At 62.9% G+C, this 19,773-nt stretch carries 24 protein-coding genes; 15 read left to right on the forward strand and 9 right to left on the reverse strand.

Going from position 1 to position 19,773, the window contains the following annotated elements:
* Positions 1-68 precede the first annotated feature (68 nt).
* Positions 69-974: a pirin family protein gene (locus V2I08_RS19135; protein ID WP_349636405.1), complete on the reverse strand. Its 906-nt coding sequence runs from the start codon at positions 972-974 to the stop codon at positions 69-71.
* Positions 974-1,261: a BolA family transcriptional regulator gene (locus V2I08_RS19140; protein WP_037472779.1), complete on the reverse strand. Its 288-nt coding sequence runs from the start codon at positions 1,259-1,261 to the stop codon at positions 974-976. The genes V2I08_RS19135 and V2I08_RS19140 overlap by 1 nt, the downstream gene beginning before the upstream one ends.
* Positions 1,262-1,305: 44 nt before the next feature.
* Between V2I08_RS19140 and V2I08_RS19145 the strand changes: the two genes are divergently transcribed.
* From V2I08_RS19145 to V2I08_RS19170, 6 genes are all read left to right on the forward strand, one after another.
* The gene (locus V2I08_RS19145) at positions 1,306-1,926 is read left to right on the forward strand and encodes a DnaJ domain-containing protein (protein ID WP_349636406.1); all 621 of its coding nucleotides are present in this window, start codon (positions 1,306-1,308) and stop codon (positions 1,924-1,926) included.
* Between the two features lie 202 nt (positions 1,927-2,128).
* The gene (locus tag V2I08_RS19150; protein ID WP_349636407.1) at positions 2,129-3,421 is read left to right on the forward strand and encodes an Hsp70 family protein; all 1,293 of its coding nucleotides are present in this window, start codon (positions 2,129-2,131) and stop codon (positions 3,419-3,421) included.
* 86 nt (positions 3,422-3,507) lie between these two features.
* The gene (gene cobS, locus V2I08_RS19155) at positions 3,508-4,515 is read left to right on the forward strand and encodes a cobaltochelatase subunit CobS (RefSeq protein ID WP_037472772.1); all 1,008 of its coding nucleotides are present in this window, start codon (positions 3,508-3,510) and stop codon (positions 4,513-4,515) included.
* Entirely contained in the window at positions 4,515-4,931 is a 417-nt protein-coding gene (locus tag V2I08_RS19160) for an OsmC family protein (RefSeq protein ID WP_349636408.1), read from the forward strand. Before cobS ends, V2I08_RS19160 begins: the two co-directional genes overlap by 1 nt.
* Positions 4,931-6,757 (forward strand): cobaltochelatase subunit CobT, encoded by a 1,827-nt coding sequence (gene cobT / locus V2I08_RS19165; protein ID WP_096062240.1) that lies wholly within the window; start codon positions 4,931-4,933, stop codon positions 6,755-6,757. Before V2I08_RS19160 ends, cobT begins: the two co-directional genes overlap by 1 nt.
* A 3-nt stretch (positions 6,758-6,760) precedes the next feature.
* A complete protein-coding gene (locus V2I08_RS19170; RefSeq protein ID WP_349636409.1) occupies positions 6,761-7,231 on the forward strand; it encodes a GreA/GreB family elongation factor in 471 nt (156 codons plus the stop codon).
* A gap of 53 nt (positions 7,232-7,284) precedes the next feature.
* Here the strand turns inward: V2I08_RS19170 and V2I08_RS19175 are convergent, their stop codons facing one another.
* The 3 genes from V2I08_RS19175 to V2I08_RS19185 all read right to left on the reverse strand — a co-directional run bounded on the left by V2I08_RS19175 (position 7,285) and on the right by V2I08_RS19185 (position 8,776).
* Entirely contained in the window at positions 7,285-7,776 is a 492-nt protein-coding gene (locus tag V2I08_RS19175) for a DNA starvation/stationary phase protection protein (RefSeq protein ID WP_349636410.1), read from the reverse strand.
* A gap of 99 nt (positions 7,777-7,875) precedes the next feature.
* Positions 7,876-8,442: a TMEM165/GDT1 family protein gene (locus V2I08_RS19180; RefSeq protein ID WP_349636411.1), complete on the reverse strand. Its 567-nt coding sequence runs from the start codon at positions 8,440-8,442 to the stop codon at positions 7,876-7,878.
* 13 nt (positions 8,443-8,455) lie between these two features.
* Positions 8,456-8,776, reverse strand: coding sequence for a hypothetical protein (locus V2I08_RS19185; RefSeq protein ID WP_349636412.1), 321 nt, complete (start codon positions 8,774-8,776; stop codon positions 8,456-8,458).
* Between the two features lie 212 nt (positions 8,777-8,988).
* Here V2I08_RS19185 and rpmG point away from each other — a divergent pair, with 212 nt between their 5' ends.
* Positions 8,989-9,156 carry a 50S ribosomal protein L33 gene (gene rpmG, locus V2I08_RS19190; protein WP_037472289.1) on the forward strand — a complete coding sequence of 56 codons (168 nt, stop codon included), beginning with the start codon at positions 8,989-8,991 and terminating at the stop codon, positions 9,154-9,156.
* A 90-nt stretch (positions 9,157-9,246) separates the two neighbouring features.
* Here the strand turns inward: rpmG and V2I08_RS19195 are convergent, their stop codons facing one another.
* The gene (locus tag V2I08_RS19195) at positions 9,247-9,630 is read right to left on the reverse strand and encodes a response regulator (RefSeq protein WP_349636413.1); all 384 of its coding nucleotides are present in this window, start codon (positions 9,628-9,630) and stop codon (positions 9,247-9,249) included.
* Positions 9,631-9,704: 74 nt separating this feature from the next.
* Here V2I08_RS19195 and V2I08_RS19200 point away from each other — a divergent pair, with 74 nt between their 5' ends.
* Genes V2I08_RS19200 through V2I08_RS19220 form a run of 5 tightly spaced genes read left to right on the forward strand, consistent with a single transcriptional unit; the run spans position 9,705 to position 12,935 of the window.
* Complete coding sequence (locus V2I08_RS19200; protein ID WP_349636414.1) at positions 9,705-9,992, forward strand: DUF3572 domain-containing protein; 288 nt, start codon at positions 9,705-9,707, stop codon at positions 9,990-9,992.
* Complete coding sequence (locus V2I08_RS19205) at positions 9,989-10,645, forward strand: HAD family hydrolase (RefSeq protein ID WP_349636415.1); 657 nt, start codon at positions 9,989-9,991, stop codon at positions 10,643-10,645. Before V2I08_RS19200 ends, V2I08_RS19205 begins: the two co-directional genes overlap by 4 nt.
* Positions 10,642-11,103, forward strand: coding sequence for a RidA family protein (locus tag V2I08_RS19210; RefSeq protein ID WP_096062232.1), 462 nt, complete (start codon positions 10,642-10,644; stop codon positions 11,101-11,103). Before V2I08_RS19205 ends, V2I08_RS19210 begins: the two co-directional genes overlap by 4 nt.
* Positions 11,087-11,812: a glycerophosphodiester phosphodiesterase family protein gene (locus tag V2I08_RS19215; protein WP_349636416.1), complete on the forward strand. Its 726-nt coding sequence runs from the start codon at positions 11,087-11,089 to the stop codon at positions 11,810-11,812. Before V2I08_RS19210 ends, V2I08_RS19215 begins: the two co-directional genes overlap by 17 nt.
* Positions 11,805-12,935 (forward strand): GNAT family N-acetyltransferase, encoded by a 1,131-nt coding sequence (locus V2I08_RS19220; protein WP_349636417.1) that lies wholly within the window; start codon positions 11,805-11,807, stop codon positions 12,933-12,935. The genes V2I08_RS19215 and V2I08_RS19220 overlap by 8 nt, the downstream gene beginning before the upstream one ends.
* A gap of 3 nt (positions 12,936-12,938) precedes the next feature.
* On the opposite strand, the gene V2I08_RS19225 is transcribed toward V2I08_RS19220, so the two are convergent.
* A complete protein-coding gene (locus tag V2I08_RS19225; RefSeq protein WP_037477232.1) occupies positions 12,939-13,235 on the reverse strand; it encodes an SEL1-like repeat protein in 297 nt (98 codons plus the stop codon).
* Between the two features lie 309 nt (positions 13,236-13,544).
* Between V2I08_RS19225 and V2I08_RS19230 the strand changes: the two genes are divergently transcribed.
* Entirely contained in the window at positions 13,545-14,735 is a 1,191-nt protein-coding gene (locus tag V2I08_RS19230) for a multidrug effflux MFS transporter (protein ID WP_405053677.1), read from the forward strand.
* An 81-nt stretch (positions 14,736-14,816) separates the two neighbouring features.
* On the opposite strand, the gene V2I08_RS19235 is transcribed toward V2I08_RS19230, so the two are convergent.
* Complete coding sequence (locus V2I08_RS19235; RefSeq protein ID WP_349636419.1) at positions 14,817-16,400, reverse strand: amino acid permease; 1,584 nt, start codon at positions 16,398-16,400, stop codon at positions 14,817-14,819.
* Between the two features lie 149 nt (positions 16,401-16,549).
* Here V2I08_RS19235 and pgeF point away from each other — a divergent pair, with 149 nt between their 5' ends.
* On the forward strand, positions 16,550-17,311 hold the full coding sequence (gene pgeF / locus V2I08_RS19240) for a peptidoglycan editing factor PgeF (protein ID WP_349636422.1): 762 nt from the start codon (positions 16,550-16,552) through the stop codon (positions 17,309-17,311).
* A gap of 27 nt (positions 17,312-17,338) precedes the next feature.
* Here pgeF and V2I08_RS19245 read toward each other — a convergent pair whose 3' ends face one another.
* Positions 17,339-18,223: a bestrophin family ion channel gene (locus V2I08_RS19245; RefSeq protein WP_349636420.1), complete on the reverse strand. Its 885-nt coding sequence runs from the start codon at positions 18,221-18,223 to the stop codon at positions 17,339-17,341.
* 217 nt (positions 18,224-18,440) lie between these two features.
* Between V2I08_RS19245 and V2I08_RS19250 the strand changes: the two genes are divergently transcribed.
* Complete coding sequence (locus V2I08_RS19250; protein WP_405053678.1) at positions 18,441-19,700, forward strand: dicarboxylate/amino acid:cation symporter; 1,260 nt, start codon at positions 18,441-18,443, stop codon at positions 19,698-19,700.
* The last annotated feature ends 73 nt before the right edge of the window (positions 19,701-19,773 follow it).

The following is a 19,773-nucleotide window of genomic DNA, read 5'->3' on the forward strand; positions in this document are numbered from 1 at the left end:
GGCACCACAATGGATTGCTTCGCTGCGCTCGCAATGACGAAAAGGGGTGAACCTCAAGTCATCCGGCTCTACGGATAGCTGACGGTCTTGGGTCGGCCTTGAGGGATAGGGATAAACTCCTCATCGTCACCGGGGATGAGGGGGAAGCGGAGGGCTTCCCAGTCTTCGCGCGCCTGCATCAGCCGGTCGGGGCGGGATGAGACGAAGTTCCACCAGACATGGCGGGGCGAGGTGAAGGCTTCGCCGCCGCACAGCATCACACGGCCGCCATCGACGCTCATCAGCGTGGCGCTGGTGCCGGGACGCAGGACGTAGAGCGTCTGCGGCGTCAGCATCATGCCGTCGAGCGCGGCATCACCGCCGGAGACATAGATGGCGCGTTCGTCAGCCGACGGGTCGATCGGGATGTGGCCACCGGGCGAGAGCTGGATGTCGGCATAGATGGTCTGCGCATAGGTGGTGACCGGCGAGGTTTCGCCCCAGAGCGACCCCATGATGACCCGCGCGCGGCTGAGGCCATCATCGATCACTGGCAGGCGGCCTTCGCTGACATGTTCGAAGGCGGGGTCCATTTCTTCCAATGCGTCGGGCAGCGCCAGCCAGGTCTGGATTGCGGACAATTTGGAGGCCTTCGCCCGCTCGCCATCAGGTGAGCGTTCGCTATGGACGATGCCCTTGCCCGCCGTCATCAGATTGACCGCGCCCGCTTCGATCAGTTGCTCGGTACCCAGCGAATCGCGGTGGAGGAAGGCCCCTTCATACATATAGGTGACGGTCGACAGGTTGATGTGCGGATGGGGGCGCACGTCGATGCCATGGCCGGCATCCAGCTTTGCCGGGCCAGCCTGGTCGAAGAAGATGAAGGGGCCGACCATCGTCCGCCCTTTGCTTGGTAGCGAGCGGTGAACCTTGAAATCGCCCAGATTATGGGTGGTGGGCGCGATGCTTTGCAGGATGAGATCGTCCAGGGTCATCAGGCTTCTCCGGGGGCGCGGGCCTTGATCGCCAGCGCGTGGACCTTGTCGCGTAGCAGATCGGCCAGCGCGGCGTTGACGAGACGCTGACGCGCGACGCGGCTTTGCCCGGTGAAGCGATCGGCGACGATGTCGACGGTGAAATGGCTTTCGCCCGACCCGTCATGCCCGGCATGGCCGCGATGCTTTTCGCTGTCGTCGATCACGGCGAGCTGTTGCGGGTTCAGGGCGTCGCGCAGCCGCGCCTCGATTTCGGTGGCCACTGGGCCTTTCAGAATCTGGGTCATGCCCCCTATATAAACGCTTTGACCCGTCATGCATCAGGACAAGTTTGTCGACCGACCCTTTCTCGACCCGCCGTTTCAACCGCTTTCACGGCCGGGTGGAGGGCGACCGCCCCTGTGCGGCGCCCGGATGCCCGGAACCCGGCGAATTCCGCGCGCCCCCGGCAGAAGGCAGCGCCCGGCCTGGCGATGAGGGGCCGCGTTGGCGCTGGTTCTGCCTCGACCATGTCAAGGCGTTCAACCAGGGCTATAATTTCTTCACCGGCATGACGCCCGACGAGATTGCCGCCGCGCAGCGCCCCTATGCGGGGTGGGAGCGGGAGACCCGCGCCTTTTCCGCCAATGCGCATAGTCCTTCGCCCAAATGGGCCGATTTCGTCGATCCGCTCGATGCGATCGGCGCAAAGTTCAAGGAACGGATGGCCAAGGCGCGCGCCGATGCGCAGGTGCGGCAGGATGGCCAATTTCTGTCGGCGGACGATCGAAAGGCCTTGGGCGTTATGGGGCTGGGCATCGATACCGACCGCAAGGCGCTGCGGACGCGCTATACCCAGTTGGTGCGCCGCTATCACCCCGACCATAATGGCGGCGACCGCAGCCATGAGGGCGCGTTGCAAGCGGTGATCCAGGCCTATGCCCATTTGCGCAAGGCGGCGGTTTTCGCTTAGCTTCGCATATTTCCCGCTGTTTTCGATATTTTCGTTCGCCGTCTCGTAATTTTATTACGTTGCCTCTTTTCTGTTCCTTTATGCTTTATAGCGACCCGCTACCTTGTAGGACAGCGGCTATCACGGCTGATGAACGCGCCGAGCCTTGCGGGCGCACGACGCGGCTGTCATAGCGCGCGGCCCCCTTCCCCGGAGATGAACCATGCAGGATGTGCCGCGCGCGCTGGGCCTAGATTTCGGCACGACCAACAGCGTCGTCGCCATCGCGACCGGCCAGCAGTCGGATCTGGTGGACTTTGTCGGCGATCAGGCGACCGGCGCAGTGTTTCGATCGGCTTTGTGCTTCTGGCATGAGGAAGGGGCCAAAGGCGGGTTGGCGCATGAGGCGGGGCCGTGGGCGATCGCGGAATATATGGAATATCCCGAAGACAGCCGGTTCCTCCAGTCGTTCAAGTCGGTGGCGGCCAGCCCGATTTTCGAGAGCGCCAACGTGTTTGAAAAACGGTTCCGGTTCGAGGAACTGGGCGCGATGTTCCTCGCGCGCATGATCGACCATGCGGGCGGCGCGCTGGCGACGCGGCCGGAACGAATCGTCGTCGGGCGGCCGGTGGAATATGCCGGATCGCGCCCCGATGAAGCACTGGCGCGCAAACGCTATGATGCGATGTTCGCTGGGTTCGGCACCGACATCCATTATGTATACGAACCGCTGGGCGCGGCGTTCAGCTATGCCAGCCGCCTGACCGAACCCGCGACGATACTGGTCGCGGATTTTGGTGGCGGCACCAGCGATTTTTCGATCGTGCGGGTGGAAGCCCCCGGCGCGACACGACGCTGTGTGCCGCTGGGGTCGGCGGGCATCGGCATAGCGGGCGACCGATTCGATTATCGGATCATGGACCATCTGGTGCTGCCGATGCTCGGCAAGGGCGGCTGTTACCAGTCGTTCGGCAAGACGCTGGAGATACCGCGCAGCCATTTCGCCGATTTCGCCGACTGGTCGCGGCTTGCGCTGATGCGCAACCGGCGGACGATGGACGAGCTGGCGCGGCTGAAGAAAGCGGCGACCGACCCGGCAGCGATCGGGCGGATGATCACCGTGATCGAAAAGGAACTGGGCTATCCGCTCTATGATGCGGTGGGGTCGCTCAAGCGCGCCTTGTCCGACGCGGACAGCGCGACGTTCCGCTTTTCGGGCGGCGGGCTGGAAATAGAGCAACAGGTGCAACGGCGCGATTTCGAGGCGTGGATCGCGCCCGACATTGCGCGGATCGAAGCGACGGTGGACGCGGCGCTGGCCAAGGCGGGGGTGACGCCCGATGCGATCGACCGGCTGTTCCTGACCGGCGGATCGTCGCTGATCCCGGCCATTCGCGCCATCTTCCGCGAGCGCTTTGGCGAGGCACGGATTGCCAGTGGCGGCGAACTGACCTCCATCGCCCATGGGCTGGCGTTGATCGGACAGGAAGCCAATCTGGCCGAATGGGCCGCTTGATCCGCGTAGGTCCAGCCCCCATTGTCTCGACATCGCCTTCCTGGATCGGTTAGGGCTGGCATGACTCGCAGGAAGATGATGACCCGATGAACGATATTTCCAACGTCCAGCCCGACACCCGCGCCGAAACGCTGTTGGACGCGCCCGACAGGTTTGTGAACGCGCGCGATATGTTCGGCATCGACGTCGACATGCAGATCCCGGCCTTTTCGCAGGCCGACGAGCGCGTGCCCGACCTCGACCCCGCTTATGTGTTCGATCCCGACACCACGCTGGCGATCCTGGCGGGCTTTGCGTTCAACCGCCGCGTCATGGTGCAGGGCTATCATGGCACCGGCAAGTCGAGCCATATCGAACAGGTCGCCGCGCGCCTGAAATGGCCGTGCATCCGCATCAACCTGGACGCGCATATCAGCCGTATCGATCTGGTCGGTCGTGACGCCATCGTCCTGAAAGAGGGCCAGCAGGTGACCGAGTTCAAGGAAGGGCTGCTGCCCTGGGCCTTGCAGCGGCCGGTCGCTCTGGTGTTCGACGAATATGATGCGGGGCGCCCCGACGTGATGTTCGTGATCCAGCGCGTGCTGGAAACCGATGGCAAGATGACGCTGCTCGACCAGAATCGCGTGATCCGGCCCAATCCCTATTTCCGCCTGTTCGCGACCGCCAATACGGTGGGCCTGGGCGATACGACCGGCCTCTATCATGGCACGCAGCAGATCAACCAGGGTCAGATGGACCGCTGGAACCTGGTGGTGGCGCTCAACTATCTGCCCGCCGCGACCGAAGCGCAGGTGGTGTTGGCCAAGTCCGGCGAATATGATCATGAGGGCGGCCGCAAGGAAGTCGAGAATATGATCAAGGTCGCCGAACTGACGCGGCAGGGCTTCATCAACGGTGATATTTCCACCGTGATGTCGCCGCGCACGGTGATCAGTTGGGCGCAGAATGCCCTGATCTTCAAGAATGTCGGTTTCGCCTTCCGCCTGAGCTTCCTCAACAAATGCGATGAGGCGGAACGGGCGCTGGTAGCGGAATATTATCAGCGCGTGTTCGGCAAGGATCTGCCCGAAAGCGTGGCCGGTCGGGCCGCCTGATGATCGTCGTCGAGCGGATCGCGCCGGACGGGACGGCGCACAAGATCAGCATCAGGGGGCATGAGATCGTCGCCGACATGGCCGCGCCCGATGGCGCGGATGAAGGCCCGGACCCGCATGACCTCTATGATGCGGCGCTCGGCACCTGCAAGGCGATGACGATGCTATGGTATGCGCAGCGCAATGCGATTCCGGTGGAGGGCATCCATGTCGGCGTGATCCGCGATGCGAGCGAGGAGCGCAAGGGCCTCTACAAGCTGACCACGCGCATCGCGCTGACCGGACCGATGACCGACGAGCAGCATGAGAAGCTGATTGCGGTCGCGGCGAAATGCCCGATCCACAAGCTGATGGCGCAAGTCGAGACGCAGATCGAGACGATCGCGGTGCCGCGCACCGGCGACCCGGAAGGCTGATGACCGAACGCTCCCCCATCGATGCTTTCAAGGATGTGCTGTCCGGCACGGCGCGGTCGATTGCGCGTGATGCCGAGGTGGAGGTGGGCTTTACCGCCGATGCGCCGCATCTGGCGGGCAAGGCGATCAAGGTGCCGACGCCGGGGCGTAATCTGCCCGCCGATCAGGTCGCGCTGGCACGGGGCTTTGCCGACGCCAATGCGCTGAAGCTGCGCTATCATAACGCGAAGATTCACGGGTCTTCCGCGCCGGGCGAGGCAGTGGCGCGGGCGGTGTTCGATGCGGTCGAGCAGGCGCGGGTCGAGGCGATCGGGTCGCGGGCGATGGCGGGGGTGCGCGCCAACCTCAACCATGCGCTCGACATGCGGCTGAAATCCGATGCCATCCGCCGGGCGCGGTCGGCGGACGAGGTGCCCTTGTCCACCGCGCTGGCGCTCAAGGTGCGCGAACGGCTGACCGGACAGGCGATCCCCAAGGATGTCGCGGCGGGCGTGGCGATGGTCGATCAGTGGATCGAGGACAAGGCCGGGCATGATCTGGATGCGCTGGCGCTGGCGATCGATGACCAGCGCGCGTTCCAGAAGCTGACCACGGCGATGCTGGAACATCTGCAACTGATCGACGCCGATGTACCGCCCGATCTGGACGAACCCGAAGCGCAAGATGAGGGCGAGGATCAGGAGGATCAGTCCGAGGACGGCGATAGCGGGCAGGACGAGTCCGGCGACAGCGATGTGAATGCCGAGGCGCGCGCCGAGGACCAGGGCGGCGACACCGAAGAGGGTGAAACCGACTATAGCGACGAGTTCGAAGCCGACAGCGATGCGGGCGCGGACGATATGGGCGAGGAAGGCATGATGCCGGTCCGCCCCAATCGGCCGATGTCGGACCTGCCGCCGGGCTTCGATTACAAGGCCTATACGCTCAAGCATGACGAGATCGTCACGCCCGACGAATTGTGTGACGAGGACGAGCTGGTGCGGTTGCGCGGCTTCCTCGACCAGCAGCTCGTCAGCCTGCAGGGGGCGGTGACGAAACTCGCCAACCGGCTGCAACGGCGGCTAATGGCGCAGCAGTCGCGGTCGTGGGATTTCGATCAGGATGAGGGGATGCTGGACGCGGCGCGGCTGGCGCGGGTCATCATCGATCCGACCCGATCGCTGACTTACAAGATCGAACGCGATACCGAATTTCGCGATACGGTCGTGACGCTGCTGATCGACAATTCAGGCTCCATGCGCGGGCGGCCGATCAGCATCGCGGCGATCAGCGCCGACATCATGGCGCGCACGCTGGAACGGTGCGGGGTCAAGACCGAGATATTGGGCTTTACCACGCGGGCGTGGAAGGGCGGGCAGGCGCGCGAGGAATGGCTGGCGGCCGGACGCCCGCCGATGCCGGGGCGGCTCAACGACCTGCGCCACATCGTCTACAAAAAGGCGGATGATCCGTGGCGGCGGGCGCGCAAGAATCTGGGCCTGATGATGCGCGAAGGGCTGCTGAAGGAAAATATCGACGGCGAAGCGCTGTTGTGGGCGCATAGCCGGTTGATCGCGCGCCAGGAGGAACGGCGCATCCTGATGGTGATTTCCGATGGCGCGCCGGTCGATGATTCGACCCTGTCGGTGAACAGCGGCACCTATCTTGAGCGGCATTTGCGGCAGGTGATCGATTGGATCGAGAACCGCTCGCCGGTGCAACTGGTCGCGATCGGCATCGGCCATGATGTGACGCGCTATTATAAGCGGGCGGTGACGATCATGGATGCCGAGCAATTGGGCGGGACGATGGTGGAGCAGCTCGCCGGGTTGTTCGATGAGGATTGAGGCGTGAGTGTCGCCTTTCGCCGTGAGGGCGATGATGAGCATATGGAGCCCAAGTTCGAGCTGCCGCTGCCGCCTGGTCCCAATTGGGTGACGGCGCGGGGGCTGCGGCTGACGCAGGAGATGGCGGCGACGCTGGAGGCGGTCGATACGGATGCCATGGAGGAAGAAGCCGCCAAGAAGCATAAGCGGCTGCTGCGCTATTGGCGGACGCGGCGCGCTACGGCGCAGTTGCAGCCGGTGGCTGATGGCGAGGCTGTGTGTTTCGGGTGCCGTGTGACCTATCGCCTGAACGGGCGGGACAAGAGCGTCATCATCGTCGGCGATGACGAGGCCGACCCTGCCGATGGGCGAATCAGTTTCTCCTCGCCGCTGGCGCGCGCGATGATGGACGCAGGCGTTGGCGAGACGGTGGATTTTGCCGGGAAGGCGGATGCGATCGAGATCGTCGCTATTGCGGTCGTCACAGAGACCTGATTTCCCCTCCGTTCGGTTCGAGCCTGTCGAACCGAACGGTTGAGGATTAGAAATTACGCGCCGCGGCCTGCTTCGAACAGGAACCAGGCGCGCTGTTCGGCCTGGTCGGTCCAGTCATCGACGACGCCTTCGGTGGCATTGTCGCCTGCGTCCGCCGCCGCTGCCTTCACGACGCGGAAGGTTTCGACCAGCGCCAGATTGTCGTCGCGCAATTCCTTGAGCATGTCGGACGGGCTGACGAAATCGGCGTCATTGTCCTTGAGGCTCTGATGCCGGGAGATGTCGCCGATCGAGCGCAGGGTGACATTGCCGGTCTTGCGCACGCGCTCGGCAATCAGATCCGTCGTGGCCAGGATTTCGGCGGCCTGCTCGTCGAACATCAGATGATAGTCGCGGAAATGCGGGCCGGAAACGTGCCAGTGGAAATTCTTGGTCTTGAGGTAGAGCGCATAGCTGTCCGCAAGCGCACCGTTCAGCGCCTGCGCGACGGACTTGGTCTCGTTGCTCTTGAGGTCGGTCGGGGTCTTGAGATCGGGGGCTGTCATGGATGTGCTCCTGTTTCGCGAAATGGTTTCGAACATATAATGATCGGCGATCCATAAGGTGCCACCAAAAAACGCGATCAGCCTTATGAAAGAAAGCGATCAGAGCAGGCGAAGCGCCGTGATCGCCATGATGCCGCCCGTCAGCAGCAGGATCGCAGCGCCCACCCCGCGAATGAGGCGCACGGGGATGGACGCCAGCAGGCGGTCGCGCAGCAGGACGATGGGCACCAACGCCGCGATGACGCCGATCGCGCCGCCGATCGCGGCCAGCGCCGGGTCGCCCGTGCGGGTGGCGATGCCCAGGATGAGAAATTGCGGACCATCGCCGAAACCCAGGATGAAAAGGCCAAGCGCGGTCGTCAGGAACGCGCCGGTCGGCCAGCCGGTGAGCGTATCCGGCATCTTGACCCGCCAGAGCAGCCCGGCCCCCAGGAACAGGACCGACAGCGCGAGGAACAGCAGCCGGGCATCCGCGCCCAGCATCGGGCCGATCCATGCCCCGGCAAAGGCGGAGATCAGCGCATTGGCGGTCGCGGCGACGATGATCCCGGCGATGACCGCGCCATTGCGGTCATAGCGCGTCGCCAAAGCGAGAATGAGTAACTGGCTCTTGTCGCCGATTTCGCCGAGCAGGCAGCCGAGAAGGGCGAGCAGCAGGGCGTCCATCAGCGGCGGGCGTTCAGGCGCGCAGCGCGGTAGGCGGCGGGGTGCGGGTAACGGGCAGCATCATGGTGGCGACCGGCCTCTCCGTCGCGATCGCATCGCGCATCAGGTCGAGATAGGACAGCACCACTGGGCCAAGACCATGCAGCGACAGCGCCGATTCGAGCGTGCCCGCCAGCCCTTCCACTTCATCGAGGTGAAAGGCGCGAGCGATGTGCCGGATCTGGTCGACTTCGTCATGCAGGCGCACCACGGACACATGGCCGCGTTCGCTCGCAATCCCGTCGACCCGGCGCATCAGGTCCGCCAATATGGCCAGCATCGGATCATGTCGCATGGGAAGCCTTCCCTCTTCTTGCCCCGATGGCGATCATGCGCTTATGGGGTTAAGGCCGCGTAAACCGGCATGGCGGCGGCCGGTAATCATGGCTCAGCCTTGACATCAACCCGAATCTCCCCCAAGGGCGGGCGCTGAAACGGGGCAGCCCTCCTCGATACGCTTGGGGGGACGCTTTTTCTTTTACATGATTCGACCAGGGATTTTGGGCCATGGCCAAGCCAGCAACTGTCAAGATTCGCCTCGTCAGCACGGCTGACACCGGCTTCTTCTACGTCACCAAGAAGAACCCGCGCACCAAGACCGAGAAGTTCAGCTTCAAGAAATATGACCCCGTCGTGCGCAAGCATGTCGAGTTCAAGGAAGCCAAGATCAAGTAAGCCGCTGCGGGCATTTCGTCCGCACGCCTGATCGGTTTTCGACACAGCAAAAGGCCCGTCCCCGTCGAGGAGCGGGCCTTTTGCTATGGGCTATTCCCCTGCGTTCGCGTCCTGCAATAAGGCGCTGACCTGCGCGATGAAGCGCAGTACCGAGATCGGCTTTGACACATAGGCCTGTGCTCCGGCGGCCCGAATCCGGTCCTCATCACCCTTTCCGGCATAGGCGGTCACCGCCATGATCGGAACGTTGCGCAGTCGTGCGTCGCCTTTCAGGGAAATGATCAGGTCCAGACCGCTCACATGCGGCAAGTGAATGTCGGTGATGACAAGGTCGGGCAGGAACGCCTGCGCCTGCGCCAGCACGTCGCGCCCATCACGTAGCGGTAGCACTTCATAGCTATGCGCGCGCAGCAGATCACAAAAAAGTTTGAGATTGAGTTCGTTGTCCTCGACAACGAGCACGCGCTTTGCCACCAGTCACCCGCCAATTTAAAACATCGCCACAGACGAGCGCGCCAGCAGCGCGGCTTGCCCGCCGAGGATCGACCATGCGACCCGACCAGCCGAATGGCAAGCAAGATAGCGGCCCAGATGCCATGACGCTGGCGTTGATGGCGCTGGGCTGGACGCTAGCGGAGGAAACGCGGGCAGACCGATTGCTGGCGCTGACGGGAATGGATGTCGAGACGCTGCGCGCGGGCGTGGGCGATCCCGCTATCATGGGGGCCGTGCTGGCTTTCCTCGCCGATCATGAACCCGATCTGATCGCCTGTGCCCAGGCGATCGACGCCACACCCGCCGCGCTGATCGCGGCGCAGGAGATTTTGACCCGATGACCCGCCCCCTGATCATCACCGATTGCGACGAAGTGCTGCTGCACATGGTCGTGCCGATGCGCGCCTGGCTGGATGAGACCCATGCCGTCGATTTCGACATGCGCGAACGCGGCTTTGCCGAAGCGCTGCGCCACAAGGATAGTGGCCTGCTACTGGAGCGCGAGCATGTGTGGGAATTGCTGATCGCCTTTTTCGATACGGAGATGCACCGGCAGTCGCCGATCGCGGGCGCGGTCGAGGCCTTGGGGCGACTGGCGCAAATCGCCGACATCGAAGTGCTGACCAATATCGGCGAACGCCATCACCAGCAGCGCGTCGAACAACTCGCCGCCTATGGCCTCGACATGCCGGTTCACTGGAATAACGGCCCGAAAGGTCGCCCGCTGGCCCGCATCGTGGCGGAGCGCGCGCCCAGCGTCGCGCTGTTCATCGACGACCTGGCCGAACATCATGAATCGGTCGCACGCCATGCCCCCGACGTGTGGCGGCTGCACATGGTCGGCGAACCGGATATTGCCGCCGACGTGCCCGACGCCCCCCATGCCCATGCGCGGCTCGACAATTGGGTCGCGGCCGAAGCCTGGATCATGGACCGGCTGGCCCAGGGTCCGGCCCCCCTTCCCCTTATCCCCACTGATGGAGCCTTATCATGAGCATCGACGCCCGCCTTGCCGAACTCGGCATCACCCTGCCCCAGGCCGCCACCCCGGTCGCCGCTTATGTGTCGAGCGTGGAAGCGGGCGGCATGCTGCATATTTCCGGGCAGATTTCGCTGGCACCCGATGGCCTGATGACCGGACGGCTGGGTGAAGACCGTGACCTCGACTATGGCGTCGCCGCGGCGCGCATCTGTGGCCTCAACCTGATCGCCCAGATGAAGGCCGCGCTTGGCAGCCTCGACCGGGTCGAGCGCGTCGTAAAGCTCGGCGCGTTTATCAGCAGCGCGCCATCCTTTACCGACCAGCCCAAGGTCGCCAATGGCGCGTCCGAACTGATGGTCGATGTGTTCGGCGACGCGGGTAAGCATGCGCGCAGTGCGGTTGGCGTGCCCGTGCTGCCGCTGGGCGCGGTCGTCGAAATCGACGCGATCGTCCTTGTCCGGGCGGCCTGATCGGCTGTCCTGGCTGACCGCCCGCCCCTTTGCCCATCGCGGGCTGCATGGGGCGGGCATCAGCGAAAATGGCATGGCGGCGTTTGACGCCGCCATCGCCGCCGGGTGCGGCATCGAATGCGATGTGCGGGCGAGCCGCGATGGCGTCGCCTTCGTCTTTCATGATGCCATGCTGGCGCGGATGACCGGCTTGGCTGGCAGCCTCGGCGCGCGGGAGGCGGCCCATCTGGATGCTATGGTCCTGCCCGATGGTGGTGCCATCCCGCGATTGGCGGCGTTGCTGGAGCGGTGCGGGGGCGGCGTGCCGCTGCTCATCGAGATTAAGGTTCAGGGGCGGACCGTTGCGCCGCTCTGCGCGGCTGTCGCGCGCGATATGGCTGCTTGGTGCGATGCCCCCGTGGCGATCATGTCCTTCAATCCCCTGGTGCTGCGCTGGTTCAGACAATATTTGCCGCAGATGGTGCGCGGGTTGGTCGTGACTGAGCAGGGCAAGGGAATGATGCGGGGCAAGATCGGCCGCGCCCTTGCACTTTGGTTGGGGAAACCCGACTTCCTCGCCTGTGATATTCGTGACCTCCCCTCCCCCTTTGCCAGCCACGCCCGCGCCAAAGGGCTGCCCGTGCTGACCTGGACGGTGCGCAGCGACGATGATCAGGCGCGCGCGGCGCGGCATGCCGATCAGATCATCTTCGAGACGCCCCATGACTGAGTGGGTGGCGCGCATCGCCGCGGGCGTGGCCGAATTGCCGCGCGACCAGTGGGATGCCTGCGCCGGATCGGTCAATCCCTTCGTCAGCTGGGATTTCCTGACAGCGCTGGAACGATCGGGCAGTGTCGGGGAAGGGACCGGGTGGCAGCCCTTGCCGCTGGTCATCGATGGACCCGATGGGCGGATCGTCGCCGCCGTGCCAGCCTATGGCAAAAGCCATAGCCAGGGCGAATATGTGTTCGACCATGGCTGGGCCGACGCCTGGGAACGGGCCGGTGGGCGCTATTATCCCAAGATCCAGATCGCCGCGCCTTTCTCACCCGTGCCCGGTCCTAGGTTATTGCTGCGCGACGACGCCTTTGCCCCGGCGTTGATCGCCGGGATCGAGACGCTGGTGGACCGTAACAGCCTGTCGTCGGCGCACGCGACCTTTGTGGCGGCGGATCAGGTGCCGCTGTTCGAAGCGGCGGGGTGGTTGATTCGCGAAGACAGCCAGTTTCACTGGACCAATCGCGGCTATGGCGATTTTGGCGATTTCCTGGCCGACCTGTCGAGCGAGAAGCGCAAGAATATCCGCAAGGAGCGGGCGCGGGCGGTCGCGGGGCTGGACATCGTCCATTTGACCGGCGGCGCGCTCACCGAAGCCCATTGGGACATATTCTGGGATTTCTATCAGGATACCGGCGCGCGCAAATGGGGAACGCCCTATCTCACGCGATCCTTCTTCTCGCTGCTGAGCGAAACGATGGCCGACAAGGTGCTGCTGGTGCTGGCGCTGCGCGAGGGGCGGGCGATTGCGGGCGCGCTCAACCTGATCGGCGGCGATGCGCTTTATGGCCGCTATTGGGGGTGCAACGAGGACGTGCCCAACCTGCATTTCGAGCTATGCTATTATCAGGCGATCGACATTGCGATCGCGCGCGGCCTCAAGCGCGTGGAGGCAGGCGCGCAGGGCGGGCACAAGCTGGCGCGGGGCTATGCCCCAGAACCCACATGGTCAGCCCATCATATCCCCAATCCCGGTTTTCGCCGGGCGGTCGCGGATTTCCTGGCCGCCGAGCGGGCGGGCGTGCAGCAGGACCGCCAATGGCTGGCGGAGCGAACGCCGTTCAGGAAAGGATAGCGGTCAGGCGACGCCGATCTGCGTCGTCACCATCCAGGCGCGGGCCTGACGCTGTGCTTCGGCAATCTGGCGCGCCGTCATTTCTTCGGCGATTTCGGCGCGCATCGATTGGCCTTCTTCGCTGCCGCGCAGGGCGGCCAGGTTGAACCATTTATGGGCTTCGACAAGATCAACCGGCATGCCGCCGGTGCCGCAGCTATAGGCGACACCCAGGTCAAAACAGGCTTCTGCCGATCCGCTCGTCGCGTGCGACAGGCGGCTTTCCATCAGAAATTGCGCGCTCTTGCTACTATTGCCCATAATGTTCTTCCCCTTGCCCAGCTAATTCAATGGATCGACCCTGCGGTTTTTCATTGCGGGCAGGTTGGACCAGCATCCGATAAAAAATGGTTAACGGAGCAGGCGCGGATTTCTTTGAATGCCCAATAGGGCTGGGCAAAATAGGGTTAATATGTTCGATGATGGACCGCTGCAAAAGGCAGATAAGGGCTGGCATCACCGCGCCATCATCCCCATAGCCCTCGCATGGTCCAAAAGTCCCCCCAGCCCGCAACGCCGCGCGAAAAGCAAATTGGTTTCCGTGAGTTCGTGTTACTATGCGCTTGCCTGATGGCGATGAACGCGCTGTCGACGGACCCTATGCTGCCCGCCCTGCCCGCCATCAGCCTTGACCTGGCGATCCCGCACCCCAACGACCGGCAACTGATCATCAGCCTCTATTTTCTGGGGTTGGGACTTGGCTCCTTGTTGTTCGGCGTCCTGTCTGACCGATTCGGTCGCAAAGTCGTGCTGGCTTCGGCCATGGTGCTTTTCATCCTATCCTCGGTCGCCTGTGCCATGGCCGAAAGCTTCATGATGCTTTTGATCGCCCGTACTTGCGCCGGCTTCTTCGCCGGAGCGAGCCGGGTGATCACCGTAGGTATCGTGCGCGACCAATTCAGGGGCGATGCCATGGCGCGGGTCATGTCGCTGATCTTCGCGGTGTTCATGTTGATCCCGGTGATGGCACCCAGTTTCGGACAGGCTATATTGTGGTTCGCGCCGTGGCGCTGGATCTTCTGGACATTGACGATCCTTGCCAGCCTCATTCTGCTGTGGATGCTCGTTCGCATGCCAGAGACCCTGCGCCCGGAAAACCGGATGCAGATCACCCCGCGCACATTGCTGACCGCAGTCGGAACAGTGATGCGGACGCGCAGTTCGATCGGCTACATGCTGGCCAGTGGCGTAGTGATGGGTGGGCTGGTCGGCTTCATCCTCTCCGTGCAGCAGATTTTCTTCGACGTTTTCGATGCGCAGCGTTTCTTTCCCATCGGATTTGCTCTGATTGCCGGATCGACGGGCGTAGGAAGCTTGATCAACAGCCGCCTGGTGTCGCGATTCGGTGCGAGACGGCTGAGCCAGGGTGCCTTGGTCTGCTTCGTCCTTATCGCTCTGGTTCATAGCGGTGTGATTTGGGCGGGCCATGAAACACTGGTCACATTCATGGTGCTTCAAGCGATGACCATGATGACCGTCGCCTTCACCGCGTCCAATTTCAGCGCAATCTCGATGGAGCCTTTCTCCAAAGGCGCCGGCATCGCCTCTTCCTTTCAGGCTTTTCTGACGACGGCGCTGTCAAGTGCGCTGGGAACTGTGATCGGACAGGCGTTCAACGGCACCACCTTGCCGCTGACCCTCGGCATGCTGGTATTCGGCGCAATTTCTTTCCTGATCGTCGTCTGGGCAGAGCGTGGCAAGATGTTCACCCGCCCCAATATGAGTAGTCTGCGGGAAATCGAGTTCAAGGCGTTGCACTGAACCGACGGATTGGCGAGGACCGAAACACGCCATAGCCATCAATAAAAAGGGGCGGTTTCCCGCCCCTTTTTCGTGAGTCGATCAGGCGTCCTGCCCGCCCGGCGTATGCGCGCCAGGCATCGGCGGCACTGGCTGGGGCGGGATGCCCGCATCATGCTCCGGCACGTCCCCATCATTACCGCGTCCGACATGACTGCGGCTACGGCTGTAGGCGAAGTAGACGATGAGGCCGACCGTCGCCCAACCGACAAACATCAGCTTCGTTTCGACGCCCAGGCTCCAGAACAGATACATGCAGCCCGCAATGGCGATCGGCGCGGTGAACATGATCGCAGGCGTGCGGAAGGGGCGCTTGCGGCTGGGATCGGTCCGTCGCAACATCAGCACGGCAATCGACACGGCAGCGAAGGCGAAAAGCGTGCCGGAGTTAGAGATGTCCGCCAATATGCCGACCGGGAAAAAGGCCGCGAACAACGCCACGAAGATGCCGGTCAGAATGGTGATGACATAAGGCGTCTTGTAGGTCGGGTGCACCTTGGAGAACATCGCCGGCAGCAGGCCGTCACGGCTCATGACGAAGAAAATGCGGGTCTGGCCGAACATCATCATCAGGATGACCGACGGCAAAGCGAGGCCGGCCGCCAAGCCGAGCAGGTTGCCGATCTGCGGCCAGCCGATTTCACGCAAGGTCCAGGCGAGCGCTTCCTTCGAACAGGTGACCGCTTCCGTTCCGGCAGCGGCCAGCGCCGCACATTGCTGCGACAGCGCCGTCGATCCGGGAGCCAGCGCGATGCCGCCCTGTGCGATCGGAATGCCTGCTTCGGTCACGGGCTGGGCACCAACCGTGCCGATGACGCCAGCGGCGACCAGCATGTAGAAGATGGTGCAGATGGCGAGCGAACCGATCAGGCCGATCGGCATGTTGCGCTGCGGGTTCTTTGTTTCTTCAGCGGCGGTGGAGACTGCGTCGAAACCGACATAGGCGAAGAAGATCGACGCGGCCGCCGCGGATATGCCGGAGAAGCCAAGCGGTGCGAACGGGGTGAATTTCTCCATGTTCATGACCGGCAGGGCAAGGACGATGAACAGCGTGAGCGCCGCAACCTTGATCAACACCAGAACGGCGTTGACCGAAGCGCTTTCCTTCGTACCGATAACCAGCAGCCAGGTCACAAGGCCCGCGATCAGCATGGCAGGCAGATTGACCATGCCGCCATCAAAGGGTCCGCGCGTCAGAAGATCGGGAATGTCCATCGAGAATGTATGTTCGATCAAGCCGACGACATAGCCGGACCAACCGACCGATACCGCACCCGCCGCAACCGCATATTCCAGGATCAAGGCCCAACCAACCATCCAGGCGATGAGTTCGCCCATGACGGCATAGCTATAGGTATAGGCAGAGCCGGACACCGGCACCATGGCGGCCATTTCCGCATAGCATAGCGCAGCCACCGCGCAGACAAAGCCTGCGATGATGAAGCTGATCATCATGCCTGGCCCGGCCTTTTGCGCGGCTTCAGCCGTCAGCACGAAAATGCCGGTGCCGATAACGGCGCCGATACCCAGCATGGTGAGCTGAAATGCGCCCAGAGAGCGATGTAGCGATTTTTTCTCGGCCGTCGCCAATATGGCGTCGAGAGACTTTACGCGCCCGAAAATCATGAATGGAACCCTTTATCGATATCTTGCCCTGGGCAGCCGGTGGTCCCGTCCCCCTTCGCTCTGATAGGGGAGACTATCGCCTAAATCGCTCCGCGCAAGTATGTTGCGCGGCGATGACATGAATGACGATGGCCAATAAAGGATCAAATGTGGTCGAACTGATGAAAGCGCCGACGCTGGCGGGCATTCCCCATGGCTTTGCCGGGCGACGCGGCGGCATATCCACCGGGCTTTATGCCGGTCTGAATGTCGGGATCGGATCGCAGGATGACAGCGCGGCGGTGCAACGCAATCGCGCGCTGGCCCGTGACGCCGTGCTGCCAGGGTCCTGCCTCATAACGGCGCATCAGATTCATTCGGCCGAAGTGGTAACGGTGCAGAGCCCAATAAGCGATGACGCACGGCCAATGGCCGACGCTTTCGTGACGGATCGGCCGGGTCTGTTGCTCGGCATCCTGACGGCGGACTGCGTGCCGATTCTGTTTGCGGACCCCGACGCGGGCGTGGTGGGCGCGGCCCATGCTGGATGGAGGGGTGCGCTTGCCGGGGTGACCGACAGGACGATTGCCGCGATGGAAGAATTGGGCGCGCAGCGCGGCACCATCCGCTGTGCGATTGGCCCCTGCATAGGCCGTGCCTCCTACGAAGTAGGCGATGATTTCGCCGATCAATTTATCGCATCGGATGCCGCCAACGCGCATTTCTTTTCAGAAGGGCGGCCCGGCCATCAGCAATTCGACATTGCGGCCTATGTCGCATCCAGGCTGGCGGCAGCGGGCGTGAACCGTGTCGAGATGCTGGATGAGGATACCTACAGCCAGCCCGATCGGTTTTTCAGCTATCGCCGGTCATGCCATCTGGGCGAAGCCGACTATGGACGGCAGATGTCGATGATTGGATTGGCCGATTGATGGCAGTCGTCACGCGCATAGGCATCTTCACCACAATACGCCGCGCGCTGGCTTGAGCGGGTCGGGCGCAGGGTCGCCGATCGACTGAAGCAGGTCGATCTCGATCGTACGGCACATGGCGCTCATGGAAACATCATGAACATTGTTGGCGAAGGGGTCGACCAGATCGTCGCCGATACGAAGAACGGCCAGGAACATGAGGCCCGCCACCGTCGAACCGAGCGGTGTCGCCAAGCCCAATGTTTCGACAAGCCCAATCGGCAGAAAGATGCAGAAAAGATGCGTGAATATCGTTGGTAGGTAGCGATATTGGACTGGCAGTGGCGTGTTTTTCAGCCGCTCCATGCCCCCTTGGGCGTTGGCGATGTCGACCAGCACGGCCTCCATTTGCGTCTGCTGAATGGTGTCGATCCAGCCTGCTTGCCGAGCCATATCAATACGGCGGCCGGTGCTGTCGAGCAGGCCGTTGGCAATATTGGTGCGGGCCAGCGCCAGCCCCTTGTCCTTTTCCTCCAGAAAGCGCGTCACATCTTCGTCGAGCGGTTGCCGCCGCAACTGGCAGCGCAGCGCATTCACATAGGCGATCTGCCGCTTGACGATCTCGCGCTTCAGATCGCGGCCGTCTGGGTCGGGCAGGAAATTGCGGGTTGCACGCGCAAGGCTGCGCGAGGCGTTGATCATCGCGCCCCATAGCACCCGCCCTTCCCACCAGCGCTGATAGGCGGAGTTGGAGCGAAAGCCCAGAAACAGGGCCAGTGCCGAACCGAAAATCGTAAGCGGGAGCGAGGGTGCCTTGAACGGCAGCACATAATAGACGATCGTGACGAGGCAGTCCCAGATGAACAACAGGGTCAGTGGTTTCCACACTTCAGATGCCATGCGGCGCATGGAGGGAACGGGATCGACAATCATGCAGGTCTCCAAAAGAAGAGACCGCGCCAACGCGAGGGACGTGCAAAGGCTCCCTCGATATCCTTGACGCAAGGAGCGGCCGGATCGCGCAACCAGCACCGGGTCGAACCGTTGGGAGAGGAACGAAAGCCATGAGGATAGGCCATTGACCGGCACAACGCCCACCACGGATAGCGAAACCGGCAAGACGTCAGCGGCGCTATCCCTACAATGGCAGATGCTGGCGGGCTTCATCATCGGCCTGTCGCTGGGTCTTGTCGCCTATGTTGCCGCACCCGACGCGCGCTGGATCGACAGCATCACCACCTACATCACCGGGCCGATCGGTCAGCTTTTCCTGCGACTGCTCTTCATGCTGGTGATACCTTTGCTGGTGTCGGCACTGATCGTGGGCATTGCGGAAATGGGCGAGATCCGGGCCTTGCGGCGGATCGGGCTTCGCACGCTGGTCTATACTTTTGTCGTGTCGGCCATTGCGGTCGCGGTCAGCTTGCTGGTGGTGGACCTGTTGCGGCCCGGCGCAGGCATTGATCCGGTAGCCGCGCGCGCAATGCTGAGCGATGCAGGGCCGGGCGCGCAAGCGATACTGAACCGGGGAGAGGATGCGCCGCAAGGGATGGCCGCCTTCATCGCGATCGTTCCCGACAATTTTGTCGCAGCAATGGCAGGCAACGACATTTTGGCGGTGATGGTCTTTTCGCTTTTCTTCGGCATCGGACTGGTGCTGGTGCGGACGCCGCAGACGCAGATGCTGCTGACCGCGATGGAGGGCGTGCTGGCGGTGACGATGCGGCTGATGGGGCTGGTCATCCGCCTCGCCCCGATCGCCATTGCCTGCTTCATGTTCAATTTGGCGTCGCAATTCGGCTGGGACTTGCTGATCCGGTTGTCGGCCTATGTCGGTGTGGTACTGCTGGCCCTGGCAATCCAGATGTTCGGCGTCTATTCGCTGCTGATCACCTTCATCGCCAAACGCTCACCGCTCCGCTTCTTCGCCGATGTGCAGGAGGCGACGGTCATGGCCTTCGCCACCGCCTCCTCCAATGCGACATTGCCGACCGCGTTGCGCGTAGCGGAGGATAATCTGCGCCTGCCGCGCCGCATCGCCCGCTTCGTCCTGACCATCGGCGCGACCGCCAACCAGAATGGCACGGCGATGTTCGAAGGGATCACCGTGATCTTCCTCGCCCAGTTTTTCAGCATCGACCTCAGCATCGGGCAGCAGGTCATGGTGATGATGATGTGCATATTGGGCGGCGTCGGCACGGCCGGGGTGCCGGCCGGATCGCTGCCGGTCGTGGCGATGATCCTGGGGATGGTCGGCATACCGCCCGAAGGCATCGGGCTGGTGCTGGGCGTCGACCGATTGCTCGACATGTGCCGCACCGCGCTGAACGTCACCGGCGATCTGGTCGCGGCGACGGTGATCGCGGCGGGCGAGGAGGATCAGCCGCGTCCGGAACCTACCGCGGCATAAGCCTTATCTTGTCCCATCGTCATTGCGAGCGCAGCGAAGCAATCCATTGTGGTGCCGATGGATTGCTTCGCTG

Origin of the sequence: Sphingobium sp. MK2, assembly GCF_040170545.1 — a bacterium.
In the GTDB taxonomy this organism is placed as follows: Bacteria; Pseudomonadota; Alphaproteobacteria; order Sphingomonadales; family Sphingomonadaceae; genus Sphingobium.

What these genes read in the sequence shown, in the direction of transcription:
- V2I08_RS19185 (WP_349636412.1), bottom strand. Translation starts at nt 8,776, where the DNA reads ATGCGACATGATCCGATGCTGGCCATATTGGCGGACCTGATGCGCCGG.
- V2I08_RS19135 (WP_349636405.1), bottom strand. Translation starts at nt 974, where the DNA reads ATGACCCTGGACGATCTCATCCTGCAAAGCATCGCGCCCACCACCCAT.
- V2I08_RS19180 (WP_349636411.1), bottom strand. Translation starts at nt 8,442, where the DNA reads ATGGACGCCCTGCTGCTCGCCCTTCTCGGCTGCCTGCTCGGCGAAATC.
- V2I08_RS19235 (WP_349636419.1), bottom strand. Translation starts at nt 16,400, where the DNA reads ATGATTTTCGGGCGCGTAAAGTCTCTCGACGCCATATTGGCGACGGCC.
- V2I08_RS19225 (WP_037477232.1), bottom strand. Translation starts at nt 13,235, where the DNA reads ATGGGCAATAGTAGCAAGAGCGCGCAATTTCTGATGGAAAGCCGCCTG.
- V2I08_RS19160 (WP_349636408.1), top strand. Translation starts at nt 4,515, where the DNA reads ATGATCGTCGTCGAGCGGATCGCGCCGGACGGGACGGCGCACAAGATC.
- V2I08_RS19245 (WP_349636420.1), bottom strand. Translation starts at nt 18,223, where the DNA reads ATGATTGTCGATCCCGTTCCCTCCATGCGCCGCATGGCATCTGAAGTG.
- V2I08_RS19200 (WP_349636414.1), top strand. Translation starts at nt 9,705, where the DNA reads ATGCGACCCGACCAGCCGAATGGCAAGCAAGATAGCGGCCCAGATGCC.
- rpmG (WP_037472289.1), top strand. Translation starts at nt 8,989, where the DNA reads ATGGCCAAGCCAGCAACTGTCAAGATTCGCCTCGTCAGCACGGCTGAC.
- V2I08_RS19250 (WP_405053678.1), top strand. Translation starts at nt 18,441, where the DNA reads ATGCTGGCGGGCTTCATCATCGGCCTGTCGCTGGGTCTTGTCGCCTAT.
- V2I08_RS19140 (WP_037472779.1), bottom strand. Translation starts at nt 1,261, where the DNA reads ATGACCCAGATTCTGAAAGGCCCAGTGGCCACCGAAATCGAGGCGCGG.
- V2I08_RS19205 (WP_349636415.1), top strand. Translation starts at nt 9,989, where the DNA reads ATGACCCGCCCCCTGATCATCACCGATTGCGACGAAGTGCTGCTGCAC.
- V2I08_RS19150 (WP_349636407.1), top strand. Translation starts at nt 2,129, where the DNA reads ATGCAGGATGTGCCGCGCGCGCTGGGCCTAGATTTCGGCACGACCAAC.
- V2I08_RS19220 (WP_349636417.1), top strand. Translation starts at nt 11,805, where the DNA reads ATGACTGAGTGGGTGGCGCGCATCGCCGCGGGCGTGGCCGAATTGCCG.
- cobT (WP_096062240.1), top strand. Translation starts at nt 4,931, where the DNA reads ATGACCGAACGCTCCCCCATCGATGCTTTCAAGGATGTGCTGTCCGGC.
- V2I08_RS19230 (WP_405053677.1), top strand. Translation starts at nt 13,545, where the DNA reads ATGGCGATGAACGCGCTGTCGACGGACCCTATGCTGCCCGCCCTGCCC.
- cobS (WP_037472772.1), top strand. Translation starts at nt 3,508, where the DNA reads ATGAACGATATTTCCAACGTCCAGCCCGACACCCGCGCCGAAACGCTG.
- V2I08_RS19210 (WP_096062232.1), top strand. Translation starts at nt 10,642, where the DNA reads ATGAGCATCGACGCCCGCCTTGCCGAACTCGGCATCACCCTGCCCCAG.
- V2I08_RS19175 (WP_349636410.1), bottom strand. Translation starts at nt 7,776, where the DNA reads ATGACAGCCCCCGATCTCAAGACCCCGACCGACCTCAAGAGCAACGAG.